Annotated in this window: 29 protein-coding genes; 9 read left to right on the top strand and 20 right to left on the bottom strand. The window is 69.1% G+C overall.

Annotated features, from left to right (window positions below; genetic code table 11):
• Nucleotides 1-93 precede the first annotated feature (93 nt).
• Nucleotides 94-879, top strand: a complete 786-nt coding sequence (locus ACK8OR_RS02225) for a 4Fe-4S dicluster domain-containing protein (RefSeq protein ID WP_410187840.1) — start codon at nucleotides 94-96, stop codon at nucleotides 877-879.
• Nucleotides 879-1775 carry a dimethyl sulfoxide reductase anchor subunit family protein gene (locus tag ACK8OR_RS02220; protein WP_410187839.1) on the top strand — a complete coding sequence of 299 codons (897 nt, stop codon included), beginning with the start codon at nucleotides 879-881 and terminating at the stop codon, nucleotides 1773-1775. Before ACK8OR_RS02225 ends, ACK8OR_RS02220 begins: the two co-directional genes overlap by 1 nt.
• Here ACK8OR_RS02220 and ACK8OR_RS02215 read toward each other — a convergent pair.
• The 3 genes from ACK8OR_RS02215 to ACK8OR_RS02205 all read right to left on the bottom strand — a co-directional run bounded on the left by ACK8OR_RS02215 (nucleotide 1772) and on the right by ACK8OR_RS02205 (nucleotide 5189).
• Complete coding sequence (locus ACK8OR_RS02215; protein WP_410187838.1) at nucleotides 1772-3238, bottom strand: carboxypeptidase M32; 1467 nt, start codon at nucleotides 3236-3238, stop codon at nucleotides 1772-1774. The two genes, ACK8OR_RS02220 and ACK8OR_RS02215, sit on opposite strands and share 4 nt — an antisense overlap.
• A 1-nt stretch (nucleotide 3239) precedes the next feature.
• The gene (gene ctaA, locus ACK8OR_RS02210; RefSeq protein ID WP_410187837.1) at nucleotides 3240-4370 is read right to left on the bottom strand and encodes a heme A synthase; all 1131 of its coding nucleotides are present in this window, start codon (nucleotides 4368-4370) and stop codon (nucleotides 3240-3242) included.
• Nucleotides 4371-4451: 81 nt separating this feature from the next.
• A complete protein-coding gene (locus ACK8OR_RS02205; protein WP_410187836.1) occupies nucleotides 4452-5189 on the bottom strand; it encodes an RNA methyltransferase in 738 nt (245 codons plus the stop codon).
• 103 nt (nucleotides 5190-5292) lie between these two features.
• On the opposite strand from ACK8OR_RS02205, the gene ACK8OR_RS02200 reads away from it, so the two are divergent.
• Together ACK8OR_RS02200 and ACK8OR_RS02195 are read left to right on the top strand one after the other, a co-directional pair.
• A complete protein-coding gene (locus ACK8OR_RS02200) occupies nucleotides 5293-5676 on the top strand; it encodes a DUF1761 domain-containing protein (RefSeq protein ID WP_410187835.1) in 384 nt (127 codons plus the stop codon).
• A 45-nt stretch (nucleotides 5677-5721) separates the two neighbouring features.
• Nucleotides 5722-6330 (top strand): thiamine phosphate synthase, encoded by a 609-nt coding sequence (locus tag ACK8OR_RS02195; RefSeq protein ID WP_410187834.1) that lies wholly within the window; start codon nucleotides 5722-5724, stop codon nucleotides 6328-6330.
• Between the two features lie 3 nt (nucleotides 6331-6333).
• On the opposite strand, the gene olsA is transcribed toward ACK8OR_RS02195, so the two are convergent.
• From olsA to ACK8OR_RS02180, 3 genes are read right to left on the bottom strand one after another with little or no spacing between them, the layout of a single operon-like run.
• Nucleotides 6334-7158: a lyso-ornithine lipid O-acyltransferase gene (olsA, locus tag ACK8OR_RS02190; protein WP_410187833.1), complete on the bottom strand. Its 825-nt coding sequence runs from the start codon at nucleotides 7156-7158 to the stop codon at nucleotides 6334-6336.
• Nucleotides 7155-7913: a GNAT family N-acetyltransferase gene (locus ACK8OR_RS02185; protein WP_410187832.1), complete on the bottom strand. Its 759-nt coding sequence runs from the start codon at nucleotides 7911-7913 to the stop codon at nucleotides 7155-7157. Before ACK8OR_RS02185 ends, olsA begins: the two co-directional genes overlap by 4 nt.
• Before the next feature lie 39 nt (nucleotides 7914-7952).
• Nucleotides 7953-8099 carry a DUF3553 domain-containing protein gene (locus ACK8OR_RS02180; protein WP_410189853.1) on the bottom strand — a complete coding sequence of 49 codons (147 nt, stop codon included), beginning with the start codon at nucleotides 8097-8099 and terminating at the stop codon, nucleotides 7953-7955.
• Nucleotides 8100-8147: 48 nt separating this feature from the next.
• On the opposite strand from ACK8OR_RS02180, the gene ACK8OR_RS02175 reads away from it, so the two are divergent.
• Complete coding sequence (locus tag ACK8OR_RS02175; protein ID WP_410187831.1) at nucleotides 8148-8780, top strand: histidine phosphotransferase family protein; 633 nt, start codon at nucleotides 8148-8150, stop codon at nucleotides 8778-8780.
• Between the two features lie 3 nt (nucleotides 8781-8783).
• Here ACK8OR_RS02175 and ACK8OR_RS02170 read toward each other — a convergent pair whose 3' ends face one another.
• Genes ACK8OR_RS02170 through ACK8OR_RS02160 form a run of 3 tightly spaced genes read right to left on the bottom strand, consistent with a single transcriptional unit; the run spans nucleotide 8784 to nucleotide 10826 of the window.
• Nucleotides 8784-9305 (bottom strand): gamma carbonic anhydrase family protein, encoded by a 522-nt coding sequence (locus tag ACK8OR_RS02170; protein ID WP_410187830.1) that lies wholly within the window; start codon nucleotides 9303-9305, stop codon nucleotides 8784-8786.
• On the bottom strand, nucleotides 9302-9976 hold the full coding sequence (gene gmk, locus ACK8OR_RS02165) for a guanylate kinase (protein WP_410187829.1): 675 nt from the start codon (nucleotides 9974-9976) through the stop codon (nucleotides 9302-9304). Before gmk ends, ACK8OR_RS02170 begins: the two co-directional genes overlap by 4 nt.
• Nucleotides 9977-9980: 4 nt before the next feature.
• Nucleotides 9981-10826, bottom strand: coding sequence for a YicC/YloC family endoribonuclease (locus tag ACK8OR_RS02160; protein WP_410187828.1), 846 nt, complete (start codon nucleotides 10824-10826; stop codon nucleotides 9981-9983).
• Between the two features lie 180 nt (nucleotides 10827-11006).
• On the opposite strand from ACK8OR_RS02160, the gene ACK8OR_RS02155 reads away from it, so the two are divergent.
• A complete protein-coding gene (locus ACK8OR_RS02155; protein WP_410187827.1) occupies nucleotides 11007-11699 on the top strand; it encodes a PAS domain-containing protein in 693 nt (230 codons plus the stop codon).
• 56 nt (nucleotides 11700-11755) lie between these two features.
• Nucleotides 11756-12142: a SpoIIAA family protein gene (locus tag ACK8OR_RS02150; protein WP_410187826.1), complete on the top strand. Its 387-nt coding sequence runs from the start codon at nucleotides 11756-11758 to the stop codon at nucleotides 12140-12142.
• 19 nt (nucleotides 12143-12161) lie between these two features.
• Here ACK8OR_RS02150 and ACK8OR_RS02145 read toward each other — a convergent pair whose 3' ends face one another.
• A complete protein-coding gene (locus tag ACK8OR_RS02145) occupies nucleotides 12162-13523 on the bottom strand; it encodes a class II 3-deoxy-7-phosphoheptulonate synthase (protein ID WP_410187825.1) in 1362 nt (453 codons plus the stop codon).
• Between the two features lie 163 nt (nucleotides 13524-13686).
• Here ACK8OR_RS02145 and ACK8OR_RS02140 point away from each other — a divergent pair, with 163 nt between their 5' ends.
• Nucleotides 13687-14718 (top strand): GlxA family transcriptional regulator, encoded by a 1032-nt coding sequence (locus tag ACK8OR_RS02140; protein ID WP_410187824.1) that lies wholly within the window; start codon nucleotides 13687-13689, stop codon nucleotides 14716-14718.
• Here the strand turns inward: ACK8OR_RS02140 and ACK8OR_RS02135 are convergent.
• Together ACK8OR_RS02135 and ACK8OR_RS02130 are read right to left on the bottom strand one after the other, a co-directional pair.
• Nucleotides 14715-14975: a hypothetical protein gene (locus tag ACK8OR_RS02135; RefSeq protein WP_410187823.1), complete on the bottom strand. Its 261-nt coding sequence runs from the start codon at nucleotides 14973-14975 to the stop codon at nucleotides 14715-14717. The genes ACK8OR_RS02140 and ACK8OR_RS02135 overlap by 4 nt on opposite strands.
• 29 nt (nucleotides 14976-15004) lie before the next feature.
• A complete protein-coding gene (locus tag ACK8OR_RS02130) occupies nucleotides 15005-17731 on the bottom strand; it encodes a [protein-PII] uridylyltransferase family protein (RefSeq protein ID WP_410187822.1) in 2727 nt (908 codons plus the stop codon).
• Nucleotides 17732-17784: 53 nt separating this feature from the next.
• On the opposite strand from ACK8OR_RS02130, the gene ACK8OR_RS02125 reads away from it, so the two are divergent.
• Nucleotides 17785-18258: a YbaK/EbsC family protein gene (locus ACK8OR_RS02125; protein WP_410187821.1), complete on the top strand. Its 474-nt coding sequence runs from the start codon at nucleotides 17785-17787 to the stop codon at nucleotides 18256-18258.
• On the opposite strand, the gene ACK8OR_RS02120 is transcribed toward ACK8OR_RS02125, so the two are convergent.
• The 8 genes from ACK8OR_RS02120 to ACK8OR_RS02085 are packed head-to-tail and all read right to left on the bottom strand — an operon-like array spanning nucleotide 18247 to nucleotide 26041.
• Nucleotides 18247-19467 carry a cysteine desulfurase gene (locus ACK8OR_RS02120; RefSeq protein ID WP_410187820.1) on the bottom strand — a complete coding sequence of 407 codons (1221 nt, stop codon included), beginning with the start codon at nucleotides 19465-19467 and terminating at the stop codon, nucleotides 18247-18249. The two genes, ACK8OR_RS02125 and ACK8OR_RS02120, sit on opposite strands and share 12 nt — an antisense overlap.
• The gene (locus ACK8OR_RS02115; RefSeq protein ID WP_410187819.1) at nucleotides 19464-20066 is read right to left on the bottom strand and encodes a hypothetical protein; all 603 of its coding nucleotides are present in this window, start codon (nucleotides 20064-20066) and stop codon (nucleotides 19464-19466) included. Before ACK8OR_RS02115 ends, ACK8OR_RS02120 begins: the two co-directional genes overlap by 4 nt.
• Nucleotides 20063-20563: a YIP1 family protein gene (locus ACK8OR_RS02110; protein ID WP_410187818.1), complete on the bottom strand. Its 501-nt coding sequence runs from the start codon at nucleotides 20561-20563 to the stop codon at nucleotides 20063-20065. Before ACK8OR_RS02110 ends, ACK8OR_RS02115 begins: the two co-directional genes overlap by 4 nt.
• Nucleotides 20545-21789 carry a SufB/SufD family protein gene (locus tag ACK8OR_RS02105; protein WP_410187817.1) on the bottom strand — a complete coding sequence of 415 codons (1245 nt, stop codon included), beginning with the start codon at nucleotides 21787-21789 and terminating at the stop codon, nucleotides 20545-20547. Before ACK8OR_RS02105 ends, ACK8OR_RS02110 begins: the two co-directional genes overlap by 19 nt.
• Nucleotides 21789-22544 carry a Fe-S cluster assembly ATPase SufC gene (sufC, locus tag ACK8OR_RS02100; protein WP_410187816.1) on the bottom strand — a complete coding sequence of 252 codons (756 nt, stop codon included), beginning with the start codon at nucleotides 22542-22544 and terminating at the stop codon, nucleotides 21789-21791. The genes ACK8OR_RS02105 and sufC overlap by 1 nt, the downstream gene beginning before the upstream one ends.
• Nucleotides 22545-22581: 37 nt before the next feature.
• Entirely contained in the window at nucleotides 22582-23499 is a 918-nt protein-coding gene (locus ACK8OR_RS02095; RefSeq protein WP_410187815.1) for an FkbM family methyltransferase, read from the bottom strand.
• Nucleotides 23496-25007, bottom strand: coding sequence for a Fe-S cluster assembly protein SufB (sufB, locus tag ACK8OR_RS02090; protein ID WP_410187814.1), 1512 nt, complete (start codon nucleotides 25005-25007; stop codon nucleotides 23496-23498). Before sufB ends, ACK8OR_RS02095 begins: the two co-directional genes overlap by 4 nt.
• Entirely contained in the window at nucleotides 25004-26041 is a 1038-nt protein-coding gene (locus tag ACK8OR_RS02085) for a cysteine desulfurase family protein (protein ID WP_410187813.1), read from the bottom strand. Before ACK8OR_RS02085 ends, sufB begins: the two co-directional genes overlap by 4 nt.
• Between the last annotated feature and the right edge of the window lie 49 nt (nucleotides 26042-26090).

The following is a 26090-nucleotide window of genomic DNA, read 5'->3' as shown; positions in this document are numbered from 1 at the left end:
CCGTCCGTCGATGTTCCGCAAATATGCCGGGGAGCGCGAGGGGCTGGCCCCTCGCCCCGCCGCGTCCACCCGCCCGACCCGAGGACCGATCCGATGACCACACTTCCCGATACGGTCCAGAAGAAGCTCGGTCTCGTGATCGACCTCGACACCTGCGTCGGCTGTCACGCCTGCGTCACGGCCTGCAAGGGCTGGAACACACAGAACTACGGCGCGCCGCTCAGCGACCAGAATGCCTATGGTGACGCTTCGGGCACCTTCCTCAATCGCGTCCATGCGTTCCAGGTGACGCCCGATCCGGCGCTGGCCGATCACGTGCCGCCGCGGCTGGCCCAGACGGTCCACTTCCCCAAGTCGTGCCTGCATTGCGACGACGCGCCCTGCGTGACCGTCTGCCCGACAGGGGCCAGCTACAAGCGGTCCGAAGACGGCATCGTGCTGGTGAACGAGGATGCCTGCATGGGCTGCGGCCTCTGCGCCTGGGCCTGTCCCTACGGCGCGCGCGAGGTGGACGAGGCGGCGGGCGTGATGAAGAAATGCACGCTCTGCGTCGACCGCATCTATAACGAGACCCTACCGGAGGTGGATCGCCAGCCGGCCTGCGTACGCACCTGCCCGGCGGGCGCGCGGCATTTCGGCGATCTGTCGGATCCCGAGAGCGCGGTGTCAAAGCTGGTCGCGGCGCGCGGCGGTGTGGACCTCATGCCCGAGCAAAACACCGCACCCGTCAACCAGTACCTGCCGCCCCGGCCCAAGGACACGATCCAGCCGCCGGTCATGGGCGGCGACGAGGACATCCTCGCCCCCTTCCTCGCCCCCATAGCCGAGGAGCCGAAGGGCTTTCTCGCCTGGGTCGACCGCGCGCTGGAGAAGGTCTGATGCATCCCGCACCGTCCGTCATCATCTTCTCGTCGCTCTCTGGCGCAGGCTTCGGTCTTCTGTTCTTCCTCGGCTTCGGCTTTCCGGCGCCCACCGGCTGGGTTGCCTTCGTGTTCTTCGCCATCGCCTACGCGCTGGCCGTGGGCGGGCTTCTGGCCGCGACCTTCCACCTCAAGAACCGCAAGAACGCCTGGCGCAGCTACCGCGAATGGCGCTCCTCCTGGCTCTCGCGCGAGGCGTGGGCGGCAGTGTCGTCGCTCGTGATCCTCGCGATCTACGCGACTGGCCTCGTGTTCCTCGATGCGCATTGGGCGCCGCTCGGCTGGATCGGCGCGCTTCTCGGGATGGCGACGGTCTTCACGACCTCGATGATCTACACCCAGCTTCGCACCGTGCCGCGCTGGAACCAGTGGGCCACGCCCGCGCTGTTCCTCACCGTGTCGCTGGCGGGCGGCGCGCTCCTTTCGGCCAACACCGAGGTGGCGGGCGTTCTCCTCCTCATCGCCGGGGCATTACAGGTCTGGCACTGGTGGAAGGGCGACCGCCGCTTCGCCGAGACGGGCAGCACGGCGCGGACCGCGACGCGGCTCGGTGGCGAGGTGACGCTCTGGGAAAAGCCCCATACCGGCGACAATTACCTGACGCGCGAGATGGTCTATCAGGTGGCCCGCAAGCACGCGTTCAAGCTGCGGGTCATCGCGCTTCTGGCGATGTCGCTGATCCCCGCGGCGATGGTCCTGATATTCGCGATGCATCACTGGAACGCGGTGATCGCGGTCCTGCTGCATCTCGGGGGCGTTCTCACCTCACGCTGGCTCTTCTTCGCCGAGGCCGAGCATGTCGTGGGCCTCTATTACGGTGCCCATGCCGACCGGACGGCGCCCGCGACCGCCTAGGGGTAGAGGTCGCCGAACTTCGCCTCGAGATAGGTCAGGAGCGGCTCGGCCGATGGCGCGTCACCCGTCGCGTGGCGCACGGTCTCGACGGGGGTGCGCAGGCCGCCGAACCTTTGCAGGTTCGCAGCCATCCAGCCGGTCGCAGGGGACGGGTCGCCCGCAGCCAGCGCCGCGTCGATCCTCGGGAGGTCGGCGCGCGCCTTCGCCATCAGGCACCCCGCGTAGAGATTGCCCAGCGAGTAGGTCGGGAAATATCCCATCAGGCCGACGGACCAGTGCACGTCTTGCAGGAACCCGTTCGACGGCTTGTCGACCGCGACCCCGAAATCCGCCTGGAAGCGGTCGTTCCACGCCGCCTCGACATCCGCGGGAGCGAGGTCGCCGTCCAGCATTGCGCGCTCGATATCGAAGCGCAGCATGACGTGGAGGTTGTAGTTCAGCTCGTCCGCCTCGGTCCGGATGAAGCCCGTTCCGACGGAATTGACCGCGCGGTAGAAGTCGCGCTCGGAGGTCACGCCGATCTCGCCAAAGAGATCGCGCATCCGTCCATAGAGCCAGCTGCAGTAGGCCTCCGACCGGCCCATCTGGTTTTCGTAGCTGCGCGACTGGCTCTCGTGCACGCCCATCGACACGCCCCGGCCCAGTGGCGTCAGCAGGTGGTCGCGATCGATATTCTGCTCGTAGCAGGCATGCCCCACCTCGTGGATCGTCGAGTAGAGGCAGTTGAACGGATCGTCCTCGTCCACGCGCGTGGTGATCCGCACGTCGAGCCCCGAGCCCGACGAGAACGGATGCACCGCCCGGTCGATGCGGCCATGGGCGAAGTCGTAGCCGAAGGCGGTCGCGATCTCGTGCGCCAGAAGAAGCTGCGTGCCTTCGGGGAAGTGCCCCGAGAGCGTCGGCGCGGCCTCGCCCGCCAACGCGCGTTCGCGCAACGCGACCAGCCGGGGCCGCATCGAATCGAACATCGCGGCCATGTCGGCGGCCACGGCATCCGGCTCGTAATCCTGCATCAACGCGTCGTAGACGTCGCCGCCCTCGGCCAGTGCTGCGCCCTCCTCGCGGCGCAGGCGCACGACCTCGGACAGCACCGGCACGAAGGCCGCGGCGTCGTCCGATGCCCGCGCCTCCGCCCATTGGCCCTGCGCCAGCGAGGTGACGCGCGCGATCTCTGCGGCGAGCTTGGCCGGCACCTTGCGGTTGCGGTCGTAGGCGCGGCGCATCTCGCGCAGGTTGGCGTCGGCCACGTCGTCCCTGGCATGCGCTTCGTCCAGCCAATCGCCCAAGCGCGGATCGGTCCGACGCGCGTGAAGCACCTCCTCCAGCGCGGCCATCTCCTCGGCCCGCTGGGGGGCCGCACCGCGCGGCATCAGCGTCTCCTGATCCCAGCCGGTGCGACCCGCGACCTGGCCCAGGGCTTCGGTCACGCGCTGGAAGGCCATCAGATCGTCATATGCGGGCATCTCAGGTCCTCACGGATTGGGGGAGCGGATACTTGGCGCGGTGCCGGGCGCGCACCGCGAGGCAAATCAGGAGGACGGCCCCGAACTGATGCAGAATCGCGAGGTGCCATGGCGCGGAGTACATCACCGTCACGATCCCGAGGATCATCTGGAGGACGGCCATATGCATCACGCCCATGAAGGCCACGCCCGTCGCACGGTTCGCGCCCTTTCGCGCGGCCAGCCAAGCGGCGACGATCACGGCGAAAAGGACATAGCCCGTGACGCGGTGGAGGAACTGCACCGCGCCGTCATTCTCGAAGAGGTTGCGCCACCATGGCTCGAGCCGCCACATGTCCGGCGGCGTCAACCCGCCCGCCATCAGCGGCCAGTCGGTGTAGCCGCGCCCCGCGTCGATCCCGGCGACCAGCGCGCCGATGACGACCTGAAGAAAGATGCCGGCCACGAGGATCGTACCCCACCGCGCCAGCCGCGCATCGCCCGCGCGCCGCGCCTGAAGCAGGGCCGCCTCGGGGCGCGACATCGACAGGATGTACCACGCGATCAGCGACAGGATCACGAAGGCCAGCCCCAGATGCGTCGCGAGCCTATAGGAGGCGACGTCCAGCATCGTGCCCGTCAGCCCGCTCGAGACCATCCACCAGCCGATGGCGCCCTGTAGCCCGCCAAGGACACCGAGCGCCGCCAGCCGTCCGGTCCAGCCGGTCGGGATGCTGCGGGTGAAAAGCAGACCGAAGAACCCGATGGCCCAGACGAAGCCGATGACGCGGCCGAGCTGACGGTGGCCCCATTCCCACCAGTAGATGAACTGGAACTCGGATAGGGTCATGCCCTTGTTCTGAAGCTCGTATTCCGGGATCGCGCGATAGGCGTCGAACTCCGCCTGCCAATCCGCGTCGGACAGCGGCGGAATCGCCCCCGAGAGCGGCGCCCATTCGGTGATCGACAGACCCGAATCGGTCAGCCGCGTCAGCCCGCCGACCGCGATCATCACCACCAGCAGCGCGAGGAGCACCCAGAGCCAGACCCGCACCAGCGCGCGGTCGCCCCGGCGCGCCGCGTCAATCACGCCGCCCGTCGTCTCGGGCCGCGCGGCCGTGTCCACATCCTCGAAAATCGCGCGCTTCGCCATGTCGCCTCCGTCCCGTCTGGGCCCCGATCTAAGGCGTCCGGCGACCGAGCGCGACCCCCATGGGACCGCGCGTCGCGGATGTCAGCCGCGCTCCTTCCAGCGGACCATCTGGCGCATCATGCCATGGAAGGTCTGCACGTCCGCCCGCGTCAGGGGCATCCGCGACCAGAGGTTGCGCAGGTGGCGCTTCATCGCGGGCGCCTTGCCGTCGGGAAAGAAGAATCCCGCGGCATCGAGGCGGTCTTCGTAATGCGCGGCCAGCGCGTCCAGTTCGGCTTGGTTGGCCCAATCCGTGCCCGCCATATCCGTCCGGGTCGCGGGGCCGTCATGCGCGCCCCGCACCCATTCGTAGCCCATCAGGAGCACGCATTGTGCGAGGTTGAGCGACGGAAAGGCCGGGTTCGTGGGCACCGACACGATCGCGTTGGCCCGCGCGATGTCGTCGTTCTCCAGCCCCGTGCGTTCGGGGCCGAAGAGGATCGCGACGCGCTGCCCTTCGGCCAGGCGGCTGCGCGCCTCGGCCATGGCGGCCTCGGGCGTGAAGACGGGCTTGGTCAGGTCGCGGTCGCGCGCGGTCGTCGCGAAGACGAAGCTGCAATCGGCCACCGCCGCGCCCGTGTCGTCATGCAGCGTCGCCGCATCCAGCAGCCGTCCCGCGCCGCTGGCCAGCGCGACCGCCCGCTCGTTCGGCCAACCGTCGCGCGGGGCGACGACGCGCATCCGCTCAAGCCCGAAATTGAGCATGGAGCGCGCGCTGGCGCCGATATTCTCGCCCATCTGGGGGCGCACGAGCACGAAGGCGGGCTGATGGTCAGTCATGGCTGCGCCCTACCCCGCGCGCGCCGTCCGCGCAACGCGACGCTTGGCGGATACGGACGAAGGGTGCAGGATCGAACCCGAAGCGAACCGAAGGGAACATGCCATGGTCTTTCTCTCCATCGCCGCCGCCGCCGTCGCGGCTTGGGTCTTCGGGGCCGTCTGGTACGGCGTCATCGGCAAAGGGTGGATGGCCGCGTCGGGCCTGACCGAGGAGACGGTGAACCGCAAGGATCCCGTCCCATATGTCGGCAGCTTCCTCTGCGCGGTCGTGGTCGCCGCGATGCTGGCCTATGTGCTCGGGCTAACCGGGATCGCCGATCCCTGGGGTGGCCTGATGCTCGGGCTGGGGCTGGGGCTCTTCGCGGTCGCGCCCTGGGTGGCCACCAATGTCCTCTTCTCGCAGCGCCCGCGCGGCCTGATCTGGATGGACGGTGTCTATCCGACGGTCGGCATGGCGCTGATGGGACTCGTGCTGGGCTTGTTCTGACGCGAGCGGCCCGCTAGGCCCCGGCAGCAGAGACGGGGACCGCACATGACCGACCAGCCGCAGATCTACCTCGTAACCCCGCCCGAGATCGATGCGGGGTTCGCCGACACCCTCGCCGCGATCCTCGACACCTACGACATCGCTTGCCTGCGCCTCGACCTCGCCACCCGCGACGAGGACCGGGTGATCCGCGCCGCGGATGCGCTGCGCGAAGTGGCCCATGCCCGCGACGTGCCCCTCGTGGTGACCGATCACGCGGGTCTGGTCGAACGGCTGGGCCTCGACGGCGTCCACCTGACCGACCCGCGCGGCCTGCGGAAACTGCGCGCCGATTGGGGCGGCGACCCGATCATCGGTGCCTTCTGCGGCGCCTCGCGTCACGACGGCATGGGCGCCGGCGAGGCTGGCGCGGATTACGTGGCCTTCGGTCCGGCCGGTGCCACGGCGCTGGGCCATGGCGAGCGGGCCGATGCCGAACTCTTCGCCTGGTGGTCGCAGATGATCGAACTGCCGGTCGTGGCCGAGGGCGCGCTCGACGACGCGACGATCGCGACGTTGGCCCCGGTCGCGGATTTCATCGCGCTGGGCGAGGAGATCTGGGCCACCGACGATCCCGCCGCCGCGCTGGCCCGCCTCATCGACGCGATGGGCTGAACCTCAGGGTGCGATGCCCTGTGCCTCCAGCTCGGCCCGGATGACGGTCTCCGTGATGCGCGCGAGTGCCTTCCGACCCCCGGTGGCCGCCACCTCGATGGGCGGATGATAGACGATCTCGACCCGGCCGTGACGGGGCGCGGCCAGCATGCGCAGCATGTGTTCGGCGAACCCCATATCGCCCCACCAGCCATAGAATGCCGCATCCGCACCCGGCGGCGCGTGATAGGCGACCGTGACCGGCTGGACCTGCATCCCCGGCAGCCCGGCCGAGAAGAACGCTTCGAAGAGCGTCGGCTTGAAAGCCAGCACCCGGCGTCCGTCGGTGGATGTGCCCTCGGGAAAGAACAGGAGCCGATGCCCCGCGCGCAGCCGGTCTTCGAACAGGGCCTGCTGGGCGCGGGCGTCGCGGCGGTCGCGGCGGATGAAGACCGTGCCCGTGGCCCGCGCCAACCAGCCGATGCCGGGCCAGCCCGCCACCTCGGACTTGGAGACGAAATAGACCCGCTTGGAGGCGTTGAGCGCGAAGATATCGAGCCAGGACGAATGGTTCGCGACGACCGCGCCCGTCCCCCGCATCGGCGCACCGCGCACCACGCGCCCCATCCCGAGGACGCGGAACGCCGTCTTGCAGACGCCTTGAGTGATCCACGGTGTCCAGGGCCGCTGCACCCCGTGGATCGGACGCTCGACCAGACGCAGGGTCAGCAGCACCACGAGTGGGCCGAACACGACCGACGCGAGGATCGGCCCCCGGATGGCGACGCGCAGCCAGTCGCTGGCGGAAAATCGCGCGGGCGCCGGTTGCGGCGCGTCGTCCCAGATCATCCGCGCAGCCCGCGCGGCAGGCGCAGATCGGCGAGGTCGAGCACCATGCAGATATCGGTCGTCCCGAAGGCCGCGTCGCAATAGGCCCCCGATCCGACCCGCGCGCCCGCTCGTAGATACGTCTTGATGAGCGGGGGGACCGTGCGCATCGCGGCGCGGGGCGCGGGGCCGGATACGGCGATGGCACCGGGGCCATGGGCGGTGGGCCGGATGGCCTCGGGGGCCAGCGCGTCGCTGGCGAGACGTCGCAACGCATCGAGATGCGCGGTCGGATCGCTGCCGGGGAAGGAGGCCGTGCCGACCAGCAATTCGGCACCCCGCGCGGTCGCGGCATCGAGCGCGCCCTGCAGCAATTTCAGTCCGGCCAGCCCGCCGCGATAGTCGGGATGCAGGCAGGTGCGCCCGATCTCGATCATCGCGCGGCCGGAGGCGACAAGGCGCGACAGGTCGAACTCGCGCGCGGTGTAGGCCCAGCCGGTCCCGATCCGCAGGGTGCCGACCACGCCGATCTCGGGACGGGCGGGGTCGCGCAGGATCAGGTGCTCGGCGCCGTGGTCGAACGCATCCGCGTCCGAAACCGCGCCGCCGGCATCGACGAAGACCGCGCGCCGGAGCGCCAGCGCGTCCGCGACCGCGTCCGGGTCGCGCGTCGTGACAAGGGAGAGTTGGGACGACACGCGGGCGGAGTTACCGCCCGGCGGGATGCGGCGCAATGTCGAGGGGCCATCCTGCGGGATTGCGCCGGTCCACCCCATCCTTAAGGTTCCGTTAACCACCGCCATGGCAAGGCTCTGTCATGCGAATACGGGGACGAGACCGATGCGACGACCGTCGATCAGTTGCTTGCCGACGTGCTCGAAATTGACGGTGATGCGACCGTCGATGACCGACTGCACCTGCCCCAGCCCCCAATCCGGCCGGTCGGGATGGCGGACGAGCATGCCTGGCTCGAAGATCGAAGGGGCGTCGTGGCTCAAGGAGGCTCTCCGATGAAGGATACCAAGGAGCCTAGCGCGAGCGACGCGGCCGACGAACCCGATCTCGTGGCGCTGCTGGGGTCGCGGCTCTGCCATGACCTCGTCAGCCCGATCGGCGCGATCGGCAACGGGCTCGAATTGCTCGAGATGTCGGGCGCGGCGGGCGGCGACGAGATCGGCTTGATCCGGTCCGCCCTCGATGCCGCGGTCGCGCGCATCCGGTTCTTCCGGCTGGCTTTCGGCGCTGCCGCCCCCAGTGCCAAGCCCATCTCCGCCCGCGAAATGCGCGAGATCGTGGGCGCGATGTATGCCCAGACGCGTACGACCGTCCTCTGGCGCGACGAGGCCGAGCGGTCGCGCGACGAGATGCGCCTCGCCTGTCTCGCGCTCAACTGCATCGAGGTGGCGACCCCGTGGGGCGGCAAGGTCGAGGTCATCCGCAACGAGGCCGCCTGGGTGCTGCATGTCGATGCCGAACGGCTCAAGATCGACGAGCCGCTGTGGCAGTCGCTGGGAAAGGCCGGCGTCCCGTCGGACCTCAAGGGCTCGGAGGTGCAGTTCGGCATCCTATCGAAGCTCTCGCGTGCGCTCCGCCGCCCGGTATCCGTGAGCGCCGACGCCCGCCACCTGAGCCTGATCGTCTGATCCTCAGCCCAGCGGGCGCAATCCGGCCCGGAAGCGCGCCGCGTTTGCCACGTAGTGCCGCGCCGAGGCGATCAGCCCCGCGCGCGCATCCTCGTCCAGCTCCCGCACGGGTTTGCCCGGCGCGCCGACGACCAGCGACCCGTCGGGAATAACCTTGCCCTCGGTCACCAGCGCGCCCGCGCCGATCAGGCAGCCCTTGCCGATGACGGCCCCGTTCAGCACCGTCGCCCCCATCCCCACCAGCGAGCCGTCCCCGATGGTGCAGCCATGCAGGATCGCCTTGTGGCCGATGGTGCAATCGGCGCCGATCGTCAGCGGGCAACCGGGATCGGTATGAAGGACGCATGCCTCCTGCACGTTCGACCCCTCGCCCACGATTATGAGCTCGTTATCGCCCCGGAGCGTCGCGCCGAACCAGATATTCGCGCGGTCGTGCAGGATGACGTGGCCGATGACGTTGGCATCGGGGGCGACCCAGGCCTCCGCGCCGATCTCGGGGCGGATGTCGTCCAGCGCATAGATCATCGCCGTTCCCTTTCGCGGAATTCCGCGCCAAGCGCGCGGGTGAAATCGGTGAGCCAGGGCTGGCGGTCGCGGCGCAGACGCTCGGCCGTCAGGATCGTGCGCAGCCGCGCCTCGCAGGCATCCACGTCGTCGTTGACCAGCACGTAGTCATACTCGGCCCAATGACTGATTTCCGCCTCGGATTTGGCCATACGGCCCGCGATCACGTCGTCGCTGTCCTGGCCCCGCTCGCGCAGCCGGCGCTCCAGCTCGGCGATGGAGGGCGGCAGGATGAAGATCGACACCACGTCCCGGCCGAGTGAGGAGTTGCGGATCTGCTGCCCGCCCTGCCAGTCGATGTCGAAGATCACGTCGCGCCCCGCCGACAGCGCCGCCTCGACCGGCGCGCGCGGGCTGCCGTAGTGGTTCCCGAAGACCTCGGCATGTTCCAGCATCTCGCCGTCGAGGATCATCTTTCCGAATTCGTCGCGCGACCGGAAATAGTAGTCGACCCCTTCGGCTTCGCCCTCGCGGGGCGGGCGCGTCGTGGCCGAGACCGAGAAGCTCAGGCTCTCGTCCCAGACCATCAGCCGCCGCGCGAGCGTCGACTTCCCCGCCCCCGACGGGCTGGACAGGATGACCGCGAGGCCGCGGCGAATGCCCTGGATCATATCGGCGCGGCGCAGGCTCATTTCGTCATTCCACGTTCTGGACCTGCTCGCGCAGGCGGTCGATGGCGGCCTTGAGGTCGAGGCCGATCGTCGTCAGTTCCGGCATGCCGGACTTCGAGCAGAGCGTGTTGGCCTCGCGGTTGAATTCCTGCGTCAGGAAGTCCAGCCGACGCCCCACGGGCGCGTCCTCGGCCAAAAGCGTTCGGGCCGCGGCGACATGGGTGCGCAGGCGCTCGATCTCCTCGGTGATGTCGGACTTGATCGCCAGCGCCGCGATCTCGGAGGCGATGCGCGCATCGTCCATCGCCGCCCCGGTCAGGCGCCCCAGCGCCGCGTGCAGAGCTTCGGCCTGATGGGCGGCACGGGCGGGCGCGAGGTCCGCGGCGGCATCCGTCAGGGCCGCGATCTCGTCCACGCGGGCCGCCAGCAGCGCGTGGAGCGCCGCCCCTTCGCGGGCACGGTCGGCGGCGAAGGCCGCGACCAGTTCGGCGAGGTCGGCGGTCAGCACCGACAGCGCGGGCGGCGCGGCCTCGCCCGCTTCCCAGACCCCGCGAAGCGACAGGATGTCGGCCGCCGTCACGGGGGCCAGCGGCAGGTCGGCCCGCGCCTCGACATCGGCAAGCGCGGCCAGCGCGCGATCCAGCCCCGCCGCATCCAGCCGGGCCGCCCCCGCGCCGCTATCCGAGAGACGCAATGCCAGCGTGACGTTTCCGCGCGCCGCAACGCCCGCCACCGCCGCGCGGATCGGCGGCTCAAGCCCTGCCACGTCGGGCAGGCGCAGCCGCAGGTCCAGCCCGCGCGCGTTGACGGATCGGATCTCCCAGCGGCGCCCGTCGCGATCCAGCGCCGCATATCCCGTCATCGACTTCATGGGCCCCGGCCTAGCGGCTGCCCGCGCGCCCGTCCAGCGGCCCGAGCCGTTAACCGTTGGTGAAGGAAATGCGAGCATTTCGTGACGGCTTGCCATAATTATGCCGCCGGGTGGCGGGCTTGCGCCCCGTTTGCGTCACTTGGAGGGCGGAACCGGGGCGCGGCACACGAGGGACGACACATGGCGGGCTATGACGACACGACGCGGGACGTGGTGATCACGCGTATTTCGACGGGCGACGCGGCGCGGGGGTTCGCCACGATGCGGTCGTCGCCGATCCTCGAAGAGGCGTGGCGCTACTGGTTGTCACTGCGCAGGGGCACCGCGCTGCCGCGTCGCGACGCGCTGGATCCGAACGCGATGCGCGTCACTGTCGGGCATTCGATGATCATCGACCGCGTGCGCGCGGGCACGGTGCGGGTTCGGCTGGGCGGGCGCGTGATGCGCGATCTGATGGGCATGGACGTGCGCGGGTTGCCGATCAAGGCGTTCTTCGCGCTGCCCGACCGCGACCGCGCCACCGCGCTGGTCGAGGAGGTGTTCGAAACGGGGCTCGCCACCGAGCTGGACCTAGCCTGCGAAGGCTCCGAGGGCGTCGTGGGGGCGAAGATGCTGATCCTGCCCCTGCTGGACGCGGCCTTCGCGGTCACCAAGGCGCAGGTCGTCGTCGTGACCGACCGCGTGATCGCCGGGGACGCCCCCCGCCGCTTCTCGGTGACCGGCCACCGCCTGCGCGCGACCGCCCGGTCCGAACACCATCCGATGCGGCGCGCGACGGATCGCGCGGCGCCGTTGCCGATGGAGTTGGCCGAGGCTGCGACGCCCTATGCGCCGGGCCCATCCGCCGTACCGTGGCTTCGCGTCGTGAAGTAGGGAACGGCGACCGTGGGGGTGCGTTCAGATGGCATTCAACGGTCCCGGAGGCCCAGATGTTCGTCACGCCAACCATTCGGGAAATCCCGACCGACCTGCCTCACCTCCATGCGTTCCGGATCGTCGCCGAGGTCACGCGAGACGATATGACCGCGATGTCCGAACATATGCTGGAGGTGTTTGATGCCGCTCCGACGAAGGTCGACATGCTTTTGCAGTTCGACACGGACGCGACCGCGGAGGCCGGCGCGGGCCTGTCGCTCGACAGTCTCAAGGCACGGGTCGCGTCCTTGGCCAAGGTCCGGAACTACGTCGTCTCGAACGCCCCCGGCGTGGCGGGCGGTCTGGTCGAGGCGATGGGCAAAGTCATGCCGGTCGAAGCGCGCGCCTTCGAAACCGAAGACGCGGCGCTGACGTGGCTGAAAGCCCAGCCCGCGCCCTGAGGCGCGGACCGGGGCGGGATCAGGACGCGGCGCGCTGCCGCTCGGCCCGCAGACCCGAAAGCTCGTCGGCCACGAGGAAGGCCAGCTCAAGCGATTGCGACGCGTTGAGGCGAGGATCGCAGGCGGTGTGGTAGCGGTCCGACAGGTCTTCGTCGGTGACGGCGCGCACGCCGCCGGTGCATTCGGTCACGTCCTGGCCCGTCATCTCGAAATGCACGCCGCCCGGCACCGTGCCCTCGGCGCGGTGGATCGCGAAGAACTCCTGAACCTCGCGCAGCACGCTGTCGAAGGGGCGCGTCTTGTAGCCGGTGGACGACTTGATCGTGTTCCCGTGCATCGCGTCGCAGGTCCAGACGACGTTCGCGCCCATCTCCTGCACCGTCTTGATGAGACGCGGCAGGTGGTCGCCGACCTTGCCGGCCCCGAAGCGCGCGATCAGGGTCAGGCGCCCCATCTCGTTCTCGGGGTTCAGCGTGTCGATCAGGACCTTGAGGTCCTCCTCGGTGGTCGTAGGGCCGCATTTCAGGCCGATCGGGTTCAGCACGCCGCGGCAAAACTCGACATGGGCCCCATCGGGCTGGCGCGTGCGGTCGCCGATCCAGATCATGTGCCCCGACCCGGCAAGCCAGTTGCCCGTCAGGCTGTCCTGGCGGCAGAGCGCCTCTTCGTATTCGAGCAGAAGCGCTTCGTGCGAAGTGTAAAAGTCGACCGTCGTCAGCTCATCGTTGTTGCCCGTCACACCGGCGGCGGTCATGAAATCCAGCGTGTCCTGGATGCGGCCCGCCATGTCGCGGTACTGCGCGGCGCGCTCGCCCTCGACGAAGCCAAGCGTCCACTGGTGCACCTTGTGCGCATCGGCGAACCCGCCCTTCGAGAAGGCGCGCAGCAGGTTCAGCGTCGCCGCCGCCTGCGTGTAGGCCTCGAGCATCTTGGCCGGGTTCGGGATGCGCGCGGCCTCCGTGAAGTCCAGCTCGTTGATGATGTCGCCGCGGTAGCTGGGCAGCTCGACGCCGTCCTTCACCTCGGTCGGGGCGGAGCGGGGCTTGGCGAACTGACCGGCCATCCGACCGACCTTCACCACCGGCACCTTGGCCCCGAAGGTCAGGACCATCGCCATCTGCAACATGACCTTGAACGTGTCGCGGATCGTGTCGGCGGAGAACTCCGCGAAGCTCTCGGCACAGTCGCCGCCCTGCAGGAGGAACGCCTCACCCCGGCCGGCGGCCGCAAGCTCGGATCGCAGCGTTCGTGCCTCGCCCGCGAAGACCAGCGGCGGGTACTGTCCCAGCCGGGCCTCGACGGCGCCCAGCGCGCCCGCATCGAGGTAATCGGGCATCTGCACCCGCGGTTTCGCTCTCCAGTCGCTCTTGGTCCAGGCCATGCTCGGCACCTCGTCTGTCTGTCTGGAGCCCGGCCCTACCGCAAACCACCGTCGGCCACCAGAACCCGATGCGCCAATTCGCTTGATCCCGACGCCGGTTTGGGCTTTCCCGGTCACAGGATCGCGTGCGACGCGTCTGTTTCCGCGAACGAGGACGCCCGCCATGGGTGACAGTACTTACCCCGTCGAAGTGGCCCCGGCCCGCCCCGCCGCGATCGAGATCACGGCTCCGGCGAAGCCTCGAAAATTCATCTTCGTTCTGCTCGACCGATTCACGCTGATGTGCTTCGCCAGCGCCGTGGACGCGCTCCGCATCGCCAACCGCATGGCGGGGGCCGAACTCTATTCGTGGGAGTTGGTGGGCGAAGGTGGCGGCACGATCACCTGCTCGGCGGGCACGAGCTTCATGCTGGACCGCGACCTTGAGGAGATCTCGCGGGACGACGCGCTGCTTTTGGTCGGCGGCATCGACGTGGCCTCGGCCACGACCAAGCGCCTCGTCAGCTGGCTCCGCCGCGAGGCCCGTCGCGGCGTGACGATCGGCGGGCTCTGCACGGCGTCCTGGACGATGGCCGTTGCGGGTCTGCTCGACGGCAAGCGCGCGACGATCCACTGGGAAAACCAGGACAGCTTCGCCGAGGAATTTCCCGAGATCGAGCTGACCAAGTCGATCTTCACTGCCGACGGTAAGCGCATCACGACCGCCGGCGGCACCGCCTCGGTCGACCTGATGCTGCACATCATCGCGCAGGATCATGGCGAAGGGCTGGCGGCGCTTGTCGCGGACCAGTTGATCTATTCGTCCATCCGCACTGATCAGGACACGCAGCGCCTGTCGATCCCCACCCGGATCGGCGTCCGCCACCCGCGCCTGAGCCAGGTCATCCGCGAGATGGAGCAGAACATCGAGGAGCCGATCAGCCCGTCGATCCTCGCCGCAGATGTCGGCATGTCGACGCGGCAACTGGAGCGGCTCTTTCGCCGGTATCTCAGCCGAAGCCCGAAGAAATACTACATGGAACTGCGGCTGGGGAAGGCACGCAACCTGCTGATGCAGACGGATATGTCGATCATCAACGTCGCGCTGGCCTGCGGCTTCACCTCGCCCTCGCATTTCTCGAAATGCTACCGCGCGCATTACGGCACCACGCCCTACCGCGAGCGGGGCACCCACGGCACACCCGTCCGGGGCTAATCGCGCACCCGTGCGGCGCGACCGCCGCGCCGTCCCCGGGGCGACGCGCCCAGCCCCTCGCGCAGGACCTGGGTCATGGGATGTCCGTCGGGTCGCCCGTCCAGCAGGCGCGGGATCGCCGCCGCCGCATCCTCGACTGTCAGTGCCCAGTCGAGGAAGATCGTCCGGCATTCCGAGGCCGTGATGCCGTCGATGCGATACGCCTCGTGGATCAACCCCTTTGGGTCGTCCGGCCCCTGCCCGTCCTTTGCCACCATGTCGCGCACTCCCGATGCTGCCGCCCGCGCTATCCTGACAGACCGGCCCGGTCCAGCGCAGCGTCGATCGCGGCCTCGGCGCGTCCGGCGGCGACATCGCAGGACGCCGCGACATCGTCGCTGCCCGTAATCGCGGCGAGGAGGGACAGCCCCCCCGTCCCCAGATCGCCGGGCGGATCGTCGGCGGTGATCAGGCGCAGCATCTGCTGGACATCCGACAGGCGCGCGTGGGTTTCGGCCAGCGTCGCGCAGGCTTCCGGCGGCAGCCATCCGTCCGTGGCGAGCTGCGCGTCGACCGTGCGGGCGATCTCACCGCCGGACGCCGCCGCGATCAACATGTGGGCCTGCGCCACCAGCGCGATGTCCTGCAACCGACCCGCCCCGACCTTGACCGAAAGTCCGCCGCCGACCCGTTCCGCCGCGCGGACCCGCGCGCGCATCTCGGCGAGGCCGCGCAAGATCTCGTCGGGTGCGAAACGCGAGGAGGCCAGCACCTCGGCCCGCGCCGCCATCGCCGCCGCGCCGACCTCGGGCGAGCCCGCCAAGGGTCGCGCCTGCGTGAGCGCCATGTGCTCCCAGACCCAGGCCTCGTTGGCCTGATAGGTGCGGAAACCCGACAGGGCCGTCGCCACCGGCCCCTGCCGCCCCGAGGGGCGCAGGCGCATATCCACCTCGTAGAGCCGCCCATCCCCCATCGGCGCCGAGAGCGCGGTGATCAGCGTCTGGGTGAACCGCGCGGCCCATTGGGCGGGCGGCAGTGCGCGGGCGCCGTCGGACACCCCCTCTCCGCCATCGTGCAGCACCACGAGGTCGAGGTCCGAGCGCGCGTTCAGCCGCCCGGCCCCGAGCGATCCCATCCCGATTCCTGCGAGCGCCAAGCCTGGCACGCGCCCATAGCGCCGCGCGGTCTCTGCTTCGGCGGCGGCCCAGGCCCCGGCCAGCGTCGCGTCGGCCAGAGCGGCATAACGACGGGACGCGGTCTCGGGCGGCGCAAGACGGCGCAGCAAGTGCACGCCGATGCGGAAGTGCCGCTCCCGGTGCCAGCGCCGGAGCGCGATCAGCGTCGCCTCGTAATCGTCGTCGGGAGCGGGCGGCTCCCACCGCTCGGGCAGGTCCGCAAAGAAGCGCCCGTCGATCACGGCGTCGAGCACATCCGCGTTGCGCGACAGGTAGCGCGCGAGATCGGGGGCGGTCGCACAGATATCGGCGATGAGCGAGACGAGTTCGTCCTTGGCCTCGAAGAGCGAAAAGATCTGCACCCCCGCGGGCAGCCCGCGCAGGAAGTCGTCGAAGGCCGAAAGCGCCTCGGCCGGGCGCGCTGCACCCCCCAGTTCGCGCAGGAGCCGGGGTCGCAGCCGCGCGAAGATCGTCCGCGCCCGCTCGGAGCGCAGCGCGGGATATGTCGGCCAGCGGTCGGTCACCGCCGCCGCGCCCTCGATCGCGTCGGGCGCATCCGGCGCCGGCGCGTCGGGCTTGAAGCTCGGGTCCACGATCCGCTCGACCGCACCGATCCGGTCGCGCAGGTCGGCGAGGAACGCGTCGGCCTCGCCCTCGCCCAACAGGTTCGCGATCCGGCGCAGCCCGTCCGCGTCGCGCGGCATCACGTGGGTCTGCGCATCCTGCACCATCTGGAGCGCGTGCTCGACCCGGCGCAGGTGGACATAGTTCGGGGCCAGCACGTCGCGGGTCTCGGCCCCGAGCCACCCGGCCTCGACCAGTCGGTCCAGCGCCTCGAGCGTCGGGCGGACCCGGAGCGAGCGGTCCCGCCCGCCCGCGATGATCTGCTGGGTCTGGGCGTAGAACTCGATCTCGCGGATGCCGCCGCGCCCCAGCTTGATGTGGTGCCCCGCGAGGTCCAGCGGCCCGCCGAGGCCCTTGTGGTCGCGAATCCGCAGCCGCATGTCATGCGCGTCCTGCACGGCGGCGAAATCGAGGTGCCGCCGCCAGACGAAGGGCGCGAGCCGCGCGACGAACCCCTCGCCCGCCTCGACGGCCCCTGCGCAGGCCCGCGCCTTGATCCAGGCCGCCCGCTCCCACGCGCGCCCCATGGCCTCGTAGTAGCGCTCCGCCGCCTCCATCGAGAGGACGATCGGGGTGGAGCCGGGATCGGGGCGCAGGCGCAGGTCGGTGCGGAAGACGTAGCCTTCCGCCGTGACGTCCGAAAGCGTGGCCATCGCCGTCCGCGCGGCCTTCAGGAGGATCGCGCGCGCCGTCCCGTAGTCGGACGGATCGTAGCGGCTTTCGTCGAACAGCAGGACGAGGTCGATATCGCTGGAATAGTTGAGTTCGAACGCGCCCATCTTGCCCATCGCGATGGCCACGAGGCTGCCATCGCCCTCGACCGGCCCCTTGGCGTGGCGCCCAAGCGCGTCAGCCAACGCGGCATCGGTGGCGGCGTCGGCGAACCGCGTGAGCGCCGCAGTCGCCTCCATCACAAGCCAGACACCGCCGAGGTCGCAAAGCGAGACCAGCAGGCCGATCCGGCGCTTTAGAACGCGCAGGGAGGGCTTCGGATCGCCGTCGATCCGTGCCGTTTCGGCCAAGAGACCGTCGAGGATGTCCTCGGGCGCCGCATCCCAGAGGCCGGCGAGCCACTCCCGCTCCCGCGCCATGCCCATGGCGAGGAACGGGCTGCACCCGGCGGCCCCTGCGATCAGCGGGGCCACCTCCGGGGGCGGTGCAAGGGCTGCGACCGCATCGGCGCCCGCGGCGGGATCGAAGGGGATCGGGGCCTGCGTGATGCGCGAGCGGAACATGGACGGGATCAGGCCCGTTGCGGCCTCCGGCGTCAACGGGCAGAAATCGCCCCATGAGCAAGAGCCTTCGCCGCGTGACCGCCGCGCTCGATGCCGCGGGCCTCGATGCCCGCCCCGTCGAGATGTCCGACCAGACCCGCACCGCCGCCGAAGCCGCGGCCGCCGTCGGCTGCGAGCTAGACCAGATCGCGAAATCGATCCTGTTCGGTCAGGGCGACGGATGCGCGCTGTTCCTGACGGCAGGCGGCAACCAGGTCGACCCGGACCGCGCCGCGACCCTTGCCGGTGGAGTTTTGACGCGGGCGGACGCGGCGACGGTGCGCCGGGTCACCGGCTTCGCGATCGGGGGCGTGTCGCCGGTCGGGCTGATATCGGAGGTGCCGATCTGGATGGACGCGCGCCTTCTGGCATTCGGAACGGTCTGGGCCGCCGCGGGCACGCCGCGCCACATCTTCCCGGTCGCCCCGGCAGACCTGCAGCGCATCACCGGCGCCAAAGTCGCGGAGTTTACGACCTCAGGCGAATAGGTCGTGACACAGCTCGAGCGCGTCGATGAGGACATCGACCTCGGCGCGCGTGTTGTAGACCCCGAAGCTCGCCCGGCAGGTCGCGGTCAGGCCCATATGCTCCATCAGCGGCTGGGCACAGTGCTGGCCCGCGCGGACGGCGACACCCTTCTTGTCGAGCACGGTCGAGATGTCATGCGCATGGGCCGCACCATCGATCGTGAACGAGAAGATGGCGCCCTTGCCCGCCGAACGGCCCTGCACATTCAGCCAGTTCAGCCCGTCGAGCCGGTCGCGCGCATAATCCCGCAAGCCCCGTTCATGGTCGGCGATCTCGGCCATACCGACGCCCATCATCCATTCCAGCGCGGCGCCCATGCCGATGGTCTGGACGATACCCGGCGTGCCCGCCTCGAACTTCATTGGCGGGTCGTTATAGATGACCTCGTCGCGGTGGACGTCGCGGATCATGTCGCCACCGCCCATGAAGGGGCGCATCTCGGCCATGCGGTCGGGATGGATAAAGATCGCCCCCGAACCGCTTGGTCCGTATAGCTTATGCCCCGTGATCGCGTAGAAATCGCAGCCGAGTTCCGCGACGTCGACCGGCATGTGGACCGCCGCTTGGCTGCCGTCGACCAGCACCGGCACGCCCCGGGGGCGCGCGCCCTCGCAGATCGTAGCGACGTCCACCACGGTTCCCAGCACGTTCGACATATGCGTGACCGCGATAAGCTTCGTGCGGTCGGTCACCGCGTCCAGCACCGCCTGCGGGTCGAGGTCGCCGTTCACGTCAACGTCGACCCACACGATCTTCACGCCCATCCGCTCGCGCAGGAAATGCCACGGCACGATGTTGGCGTGATGCTCCATGATCGACAGAACGATCTCGTCGCCCGCCTCCATCCGCGGCATGGCCCAGCCATAGGCGACGAGGTTGATGCCCTCGGTCGTGCCGGAGGTGAAGACGACGTGATCCTCGGACGGCGCGCCGATGAAGCGCGCGACGGTGCCGCGCACGCCCTCGTAATTCTCGGTCGAAATGGTCGAGAGCGTGTGCAACCCGCGATGAACGTTGGAATATTCCTCGGCATAGGCGCGCTGGATGGTGTCGAGCACGACCTGCGGCTTCTGCGCCGAGGCGCCGTTGTCGAGATAGGTCAGCGGCTTGCCGTTCACCTGTCGGGACAGGATCGGAAATTGCGCGCGGATGGCTTCGACGTCGATCATTTCGCGCGTTCCGTCAGATGGAGGATGCCCGCAATCGGCAGGACCAGAAAGGGGATGTAGGTGCCGCCGCCCCAGATGACCACGCTGGCGCCGAGTGCACCCAGCCAGTCGCGCCCCGGCAGCGCGGCCTTCACCGACGCGATCAGCACCAGCAGCGTGCCGGTGAACCCGATCAAGAACAGACCGCCATACAGGTTGAGCGTCGTCAATTCGTGGATCGCCGCCGTCGACAGCTCCAGCAGGTCGAGGCCGATCTCGGCCAGTGCGAAGGGAACGACCATCCACATGGCCAGCGCCCATCGCACCGGCTGCCCGAGCACCCGCGCGACCAGCCACAGGCCCGCCGCCGTGCCGAAGAGGCGCGACAGCACCACGAGCGTCCCGACGACCGGTCCGCCCGCGCGCTTGCCCCCCGGCTCGAACGAGTGCGGAAAGGCCCAGGCCCCGGCGAGGTGGTCCAGCACGACGTGGATCAGTCCCGCGGCGACCAGCGCCATGACCGCGACCGACGCGGCCGGCGCGATGTCCCGCATCTCCTCGAGCGCGCCCATCGGGTCGCGCAGGAAGCTCCGCAGGCCGGATCGGAGGATCGCGATCACCGGGCCCACTCCGCCGCGTAGAGCGAGTTGACCCAGATCCAGATGAACCCGCCCAACGCCACGAGGCCGACGAGCTGTAGGGCCGGACCCGCCCCGAGGAACCCTTCGGTCAACCCGTTGAGCAGCATCGCGGGCGACGCCGCCAGAAGCGACCAGGCCGTCGCGACCCGCGCGCCCTCGGCGGTGCCCGGTGCGCCCGCGAGCTTGGCCAGAAAATGCGCCACGAAGGCCAGCGCGATGATGATCAACGGCAGTACGAACACGAGCGCCATCAGCGTGCCGCCCATCTGGACCATGAAGTCCTCGCCCGTCAGGAAGGATTGCCGCGACAGGACCGGCAGGCGTGAGACGAACAGAAGGAAGCACCCGGCCATCAGGAAGATGAACGCCGCGCTGTCGCCCGTGCCGCGCGCCATGTGCTCGGCCATGACCTGACGCGGCCGGATCCAGGCCCGGGGGATGTCGCGCGTGACCGACATCAGTCGCGGGCGAGCCAATCCGCCATGCGGTCCATCACGTGCTCGCGCAGGGCCGGATCCTCGATCTCGTCGGTTGCTTCGGCGAGGAACGACAGAACCAGAAGATCGGTCGCCACCCGCTCGGGCACCCCGCGCGAGCGCAGGTAGAAGAGCGCCGTCTCGTCGATCGCGCCGGTGGTGGACCCATGCGAACAGGCGACGTCGTCGGCATAGATCTCGAGCTCGGGCTTGGCGAGGAACTGACTGTCGTCGTCAAGCAGCAGCGACTGGCTGATCTGGTAGCCATCGGTCTTCTGCGCGCCTTCCTTGACGAGGATCTTGCCCTGGAACACGCCCACCGCCCCGTCGCGCAGGACCTTCTTGAAGACCTGCCGGCTTTCGCCGTTCAGCGCGCCGTGGGTGACCCAGACCGTGTCGTCGTGGTGGAAGTCACCACGCCCGAAGGCCGCGCCCGCGATCTGTGCCACCGCATCGTCGCCGATGATGTCGATCACGCCCTCGTTGCGCGTCAGCGCGCCGTTGGCCGAGAGGGTGAAGGACTTCAGCACCGCCTCGGCGCCCAGCCGGGCGAAGATATGGGTGTTGACGTGGCGCCCGTGATCGGGGCCCTGGATGCGCAGATGGTGGCAGATGCCGCCATCGGCCACGTCCACCTCGGTCACGGTGTTGGCGCGTGCGCCCCCGGTGCCGGATTTCAGGATGGTCAGCTCCGCCCCGCTTTCGACGCGGACGACATGGTGATGCATCGCATCGCCGTCGCCGGTTGTGCGGATGTGGATCGGACGGGCGACCTTGCCGGTGGCGCGGATTACCAGCCCGTAGGTCGCCATCGCCGTGTTCAGCATGGCGAGCGGCCGCGATACCGGTCGCGAACCCGCCGCCTCGAGCGTGCCGTAGAGGTCGCGCGCCCAGTGGATATCGGCCGCGCCGGCCTCGGCCAGCGTCGCGATCTCGACCCCGTCGGGCAGGTCGTCCGGCAGCGAGACGCCATCCGCATCCACCGTGATCGTGCAGGTGTCGAACCCGGCGAACGGATCACCGTCATCGGCGCTGGCCTCGATCCGCGGGGCGGGGTCGGTCAGCGGCGCGGGATCGGTGTAGCGCCAGTATTCGTCGCGCCGACCCGGCAGGCCAACTGCGCGCAGCCGATCGGCCGCGTCGCGTCGCGCCCGGCCCAGCCAGCCGCCCCCCGCAGGCAGGGCCAGGCGTCGGTCCAGAATGTCGGAGGTCGCTCGCTCCGCCATCAGGCCACCTCGCCCAGGATGTCGCCATAGCCGTTGGTCTCGACCTCAAGCGCCAGCTCGGGCCCGCCCGTCTTCACGATGCGACCTTCGGCCATGATGTGCACCACGTCCGGTTTGATGTGATCGAGCAGCCGCTGATAATGCGTGATGACCAGGAACCCGCGACCGGCATCGCGGAGCGCGTTCACGCCATCGGCCACCAGCTTCATCGCATCCACGTCGAGGCCGCTGTCGGTTTCGTCGAGGATGCACATCTTCGGCTCGAGCATCGCCATCTGAAGGATCTCGTTGCGCTTCTTCTCGCCTCCCGAGAAGCCCACATTTACGGGCCGCTTCAGCATATCCGCGTCGATCTTGAGGGTCTTGGCCTTGGCGCGGATCACCTTGAGGAAGTCGCCTGCCGACAGCTCGTCTTCGCCGCGCGCCTTGCGCTGGGCGTTCACTGCGGTCCGCAGGAACGTCATGTTGCCGACGCCGGGGATCTCGACCGGGTACTGGAACGCGAGGAAGAGGCCGGCCGCAGCCCGCTCCTCGGGCTCCATCTCCAGGATGTCCGCGCCGTCGAGCGTCGCCGCGCCCTCGGTCACCTCGTATCCGCCACGCCCCGACAGCACGTAGGACAGCGTCGACTTGCCCGACCCGTTCGGGCCCATGATGGCGTGCACCTTGCCGGCCTCGACCTCCAGGTCGACACCCTTGAGGATCCGCTTGTCCTCGTCTTCCAGCTTCACGTGCAGGTTCTCGATCTTCAGCATCTCGGCATCCTCTCAACGCCGCCCGTCGGGGCGGTCTTCAGGTCAGTTCGTCCATCGCGGGCACGGCCCGGCGGGCAAAGGTTTCGGCAAGGTCGGGAGCGACGGCCCCGCGCAGGGTCAGCAGGTGCAGGCAGTGGCAGCAGAGATCCGGGCTGTCGAAGACCGACGCCGCCGCAAGCGCCAGCACCTTGAGCTGATCCGTCGTCACGGTCTCGGGGTCCTCAATCGACCGGATATAGACCGCGTCGCCGTCCAGAAGCTGGTTGCGCACGCCCGCCTTCTCCAGCCGCTTGGCCTGAGGGCTGGGCGAGATCACCGACTTCTGATGCAGAAACTTGTGCAGCACGAAGCCCTGCGCGCGCAGGCTCTGGTCCAGCTCGGCCAGCATCGGCTCGCCGTCATACATCCGGTAGAACCGGACTTCGGGGATCACGACCATGCATTCGGACAGGGCGCGGCGCCCGCCCTCGATCGCGTCGCGCTCGGCCCCTTGGATGTCCATCTTCAGGATGTCGATCCCATCGGCGAGCCCGGGCACGTCGTCCAGAGCCACCAGGTCGACGGGGATCTCGGTCACGGGCCGGTTGACCCAGAACCCCTTCCCAAGGAACCGCGCGGCGGGCGCGCTGAACGGGAAGATCGAGGTCAGCGACGCGATCTTGTGCGCATAGAGCGTGGCGGGCCCCGGCGCGCCGATGGCCAGCGGGTGGACAGTCGTGTGCTCGGGCGCGTCGGCCACGAGCGCCGCGTAGGCGTCGGGCTCGGGCTCGAAGGCGGTCACGTGGGCCATGCCGGCGGCCCGAAGCGCGCCGTAGGGCGGCGCCTCCTTGGTCTGGCGCGCACCGATCTCGGTCACGCGGACGCGCCGCCCGAGGGCCACGCCTCCGGCCACCTCGTGCAACAGCACGCGGTCGCGCCGTCGGACGCGCGGGGTCGCCTCGGCCGCGTCGTTCACCCCACCGAGCCTTCCAGCGAGATCGCGACGAGCTGCTGCGCTTCCATGGCAAATTCCATCGGCAGGGCCTGCAGCACCTCCTTGCAGAACCCGTTGACCACCAGAGCCACGGCCTCCTCCTCGTCCATGCCGCGCGTACGGCAATAGAAGAGCTGATCGTCGTCCACCTTCGAGGTCGTCGCCTCGTGCTCCACCCGACTCGAGTTGTTCTTCACCTCGATATACGGAACCGTGTGCGCGCCGCATTCCGACCCGATCAGAAGCGAGTCGCATTGCGTGTAGTTGCGCGAGTTCTTCGCCTTCGGATGCATCGAGACGAGGCCCCGATAGGTGTTCTGGGCCTTCCCCGCCGAGATCCCCTTCGAGACGATCCGGCTTTTGGTGTTCTTTCCCAGATGCACCATCTTGGTGCCGGTATCGGCCTGTTGGAAGTTGTTGGCGATAGCGATGGAATAGAACTCACCCTGCGTATCGTCGCCCCGCAAGATGCAGGACGGATACTTCCACGTCACCGCCGAGCCGGTCTCGACCTGGGTCCACATCACCTTGGAACGCGCGCCCCGGCAATCGGCCCGCTTGGTGACGAAGTTGTAGATGCCGCCCTTGCCGTTCTCATCGCCGGGGAACCAGTTCTGGACGGTCGAATACTTGATCTCCGCGTCGTCGAGCAGCACCAGCTCGACCACGGCGGCATGAAGCTGTGCCACGTCGCGCTGCGGCGCGGTGCAGCCTTCGAGATAGGACACGTAGGACCCCTCGTCGGCGATGATGAGCGTGCGCTCGAACTGGCCCGTGTTCTCGGCGTTGATGCGGAAATAGGTCGACAGCTCCATCGGGCAGCGCACGCCCTTGGGGATGTAGACGAAGGACCCGTCCGAGAAGACCGCCGAGTTCAGCGTGGCGTAGTAGTTGTCCGACTGCGGCACGACCGAGCCGAGATATTTCTTCACCAGTTCGGGGTGGTCCTTGATGGCCTCCGAGATGGAGCAGAAGATCACGCCGGCCTTGGCCAGCTCCGCCTTGAAGGTCGTGCCGACCGAGACGCTGTCGAACACGGCGTCGACGGCGACCTTGCGGTCCTCGGGCGCGGGCTCGACCCCGGCCAGGAGCGCCTGTTCCTTCAGGGGGATGCCGAGCTTCTTGTAGGTCTCCAGCAGCTTCGGATCGACGTCATCCAGCGACTTGGGCTTCTCGGTCATGCTCGCCGGGCGCGCATAGTAGTACTGGTCCTGGAAATCGATCTCCGGGTACTGGACCATCGCCCATTTCGGCTCGGTCATCTGCACCCAGCGGCGATAGGCCTGAAGGCGCCATTCCAGCATCCACTCGGGCTCTTCGTTCTTCTCGGAGATCAGGCGCACGATGTCCTCGGAGAGGCCCTTGGGCGCATACTCCATCTCGATCTCGGTGTTCCAGCCATGCTTGTAGGTGCCCGAAAGCGACTTCACCGCCTCGACGGTTTCGGCGTCGACGCCGTCCTTGACCTGCACATCGTCGAGAGCCGTCATATCCGTCTCCTGTCTCTCAAGCGGCGGAAGGTCGCGACGAAGCGCTCCACCTGTTCCATCGTCACGTCGGGCCCGAGCGACACGCGGATCGCGCAATCGGCTTCGCCCGGTCCGTAGCCCATCGCCCCGAGGACCGCGCTGGAGCGCACCTTCCCCGACGAGCAGGCCGAGCCCGCCGATACGGCGAACCCCGCGAGATCGAGCGCCATCACCTGCGTCTCGCCGCGCCAGCCCGGCGTGATGAGACTAGAAGTATTCGGCAGGCGCCGCGACTCCTTTCCGACTAAAATAGTCGGATTGGCGTCGCTCTCAAGACTTGTTTCTAGAAAAGTTCTAAGTTCCGCAACCCGGTCCCAGACCCCGTCCGCCAGATCGCGGGCCGCCGCCGTGGCCGCGGCCCCGAACCCCGCGATCCCGACGATGTTCTCGGTGCCCGACCGACGCCCCATCTCCTGGCCGCCACCCCGGATCTGCGCGGCCACGTCGAGCCCGCGACGCAGGACCAGCGCGCCGATTCCCTTCGGCCCGCCCAGCTTGTGGGCCGAGATCAGTGCCATCTCGACACCCGACCAGTCGAAGGCGACCGGGACTTTGCCGAAGGCCTGCGTCATGTCGCTGACGGCCAGCCCGGCGGGCAGATCCTGCATCACGCCCGTCTCGCTGTTGGCCAGTTGCACGGCGCTCCTGGCCGGGTCCGCAACCGCGACCTGCCCCCGCGCGTCGACGGCCAGCGCGCCGTCGCCCCAGGCCGCGACCGCCTCGTGCTCGATGGGCGCGGTGGCCAGCTCGCGGTCGACCATCGCCAGCGCTGCCGCCTCCGTCGCGCCCGACACGAAGACGATGTCCGCCGCCTGCGCGCCGAACGCCTCGGCCAGCTCGGCGCGCGCCCGCTCGACCACGGCCTTGGCCGCCCGTCCTTCGCCATGCACGCTCGACGGGTTGCCCGCGACATCCATCGCCGCGACCATCGCCGCGCGCGCCTCGGGCCGCAGGGGCGCCGTCGCGTTCCAGTCGAGATAGACCCGCTCGGTCACCGGGGGCTCCTTCCTCTGGCTTCAAATACCTCGGGGGGTCCGGGGGGCT

Source organism: Jannaschia halovivens (assembly GCF_046452375.1).
GTDB lineage: Bacteria > Pseudomonadota > Alphaproteobacteria > Rhodobacterales > Rhodobacteraceae > Jannaschia > Jannaschia halovivens.
Note: the sequence above shows the minus strand (reverse complement) of the source record. Positions and strands in the feature narration are given on the sequence as shown.

Coding starts and splice junctions, on each gene's coding strand:
- ACK8OR_RS02200 (WP_410187835.1), top strand. CDS start 5,293: ATGGTCTTTCTCTCCATCGCCGCCGCCGCCGTCGCGGCTTGGGTCTTC.
- olsA (WP_410187833.1), bottom strand. CDS start 7,158: ATGATCTGGGACGACGCGCCGCAACCGGCGCCCGCGCGATTTTCCGCC.
- ACK8OR_RS02135 (WP_410187823.1), bottom strand. CDS start 14,975: ATGGTGGCAAAGGACGGGCAGGGGCCGGACGACCCAAAGGGGTTGATC.
- ACK8OR_RS02225 (WP_410187840.1), top strand. CDS start 94: ATGACCACACTTCCCGATACGGTCCAGAAGAAGCTCGGTCTCGTGATC.
- ACK8OR_RS02150 (WP_410187826.1), top strand. CDS start 11,756: ATGTTCGTCACGCCAACCATTCGGGAAATCCCGACCGACCTGCCTCAC.
- gmk (WP_410187829.1), bottom strand. CDS start 9,976: ATGAGCCTGCGCCGCGCCGATATGATCCAGGGCATTCGCCGCGGCCTC.
- ACK8OR_RS02170 (WP_410187830.1), bottom strand. CDS start 9,305: ATGATCTATGCGCTGGACGACATCCGCCCCGAGATCGGCGCGGAGGCC.
- ACK8OR_RS02175 (WP_410187831.1), top strand. CDS start 8,148: ATGAAGGATACCAAGGAGCCTAGCGCGAGCGACGCGGCCGACGAACCC.
- ACK8OR_RS02180 (WP_410189853.1), bottom strand. CDS start 8,099: ATGCTCGTCCGCCATCCCGACCGGCCGGATTGGGGGCTGGGGCAGGTG.
- ACK8OR_RS02130 (WP_410187822.1), bottom strand. CDS start 17,731: ATGTTCCGCTCGCGCATCACGCAGGCCCCGATCCCCTTCGATCCCGCC.
- ctaA (WP_410187837.1), bottom strand. CDS start 4,370: ATGGCGAAGCGCGCGATTTTCGAGGATGTGGACACGGCCGCGCGGCCC.
- ACK8OR_RS02220 (WP_410187839.1), top strand. CDS start 879: ATGCATCCCGCACCGTCCGTCATCATCTTCTCGTCGCTCTCTGGCGCA.
- ACK8OR_RS02155 (WP_410187827.1), top strand. CDS start 11,007: ATGGCGGGCTATGACGACACGACGCGGGACGTGGTGATCACGCGTATT.
- ACK8OR_RS02120 (WP_410187820.1), bottom strand. CDS start 19,467: ATGATCGACGTCGAAGCCATCCGCGCGCAATTTCCGATCCTGTCCCGA.
- ACK8OR_RS02160 (WP_410187828.1), bottom strand. CDS start 10,826: ATGAAGTCGATGACGGGATATGCGGCGCTGGATCGCGACGGGCGCCGC.
- ACK8OR_RS02215 (WP_410187838.1), bottom strand. CDS start 3,238: ATGCCCGCATATGACGATCTGATGGCCTTCCAGCGCGTGACCGAAGCC.
- sufB (WP_410187814.1), bottom strand. CDS start 25,007: ATGACGGCTCTCGACGATGTGCAGGTCAAGGACGGCGTCGACGCCGAA.
- sufC (WP_410187816.1), bottom strand. CDS start 22,544: ATGCTGAAGATCGAGAACCTGCACGTGAAGCTGGAAGACGAGGACAAG.
- ACK8OR_RS02205 (WP_410187836.1), bottom strand. CDS start 5,189: ATGACTGACCATCAGCCCGCCTTCGTGCTCGTGCGCCCCCAGATGGGC.
- ACK8OR_RS02185 (WP_410187832.1), bottom strand. CDS start 7,913: ATGGGGTGGACCGGCGCAATCCCGCAGGATGGCCCCTCGACATTGCGC.
- ACK8OR_RS02105 (WP_410187817.1), bottom strand. CDS start 21,789: ATGGCGGAGCGAGCGACCTCCGACATTCTGGACCGACGCCTGGCCCTG.
- ACK8OR_RS02125 (WP_410187821.1), top strand. CDS start 17,785: ATGAGCAAGAGCCTTCGCCGCGTGACCGCCGCGCTCGATGCCGCGGGC.
- ACK8OR_RS02195 (WP_410187834.1), top strand. CDS start 5,722: ATGACCGACCAGCCGCAGATCTACCTCGTAACCCCGCCCGAGATCGAT.
- ACK8OR_RS02140 (WP_410187824.1), top strand. CDS start 13,687: ATGGGTGACAGTACTTACCCCGTCGAAGTGGCCCCGGCCCGCCCCGCC.
- ACK8OR_RS02145 (WP_410187825.1), bottom strand. CDS start 13,523: ATGGCCTGGACCAAGAGCGACTGGAGAGCGAAACCGCGGGTGCAGATG.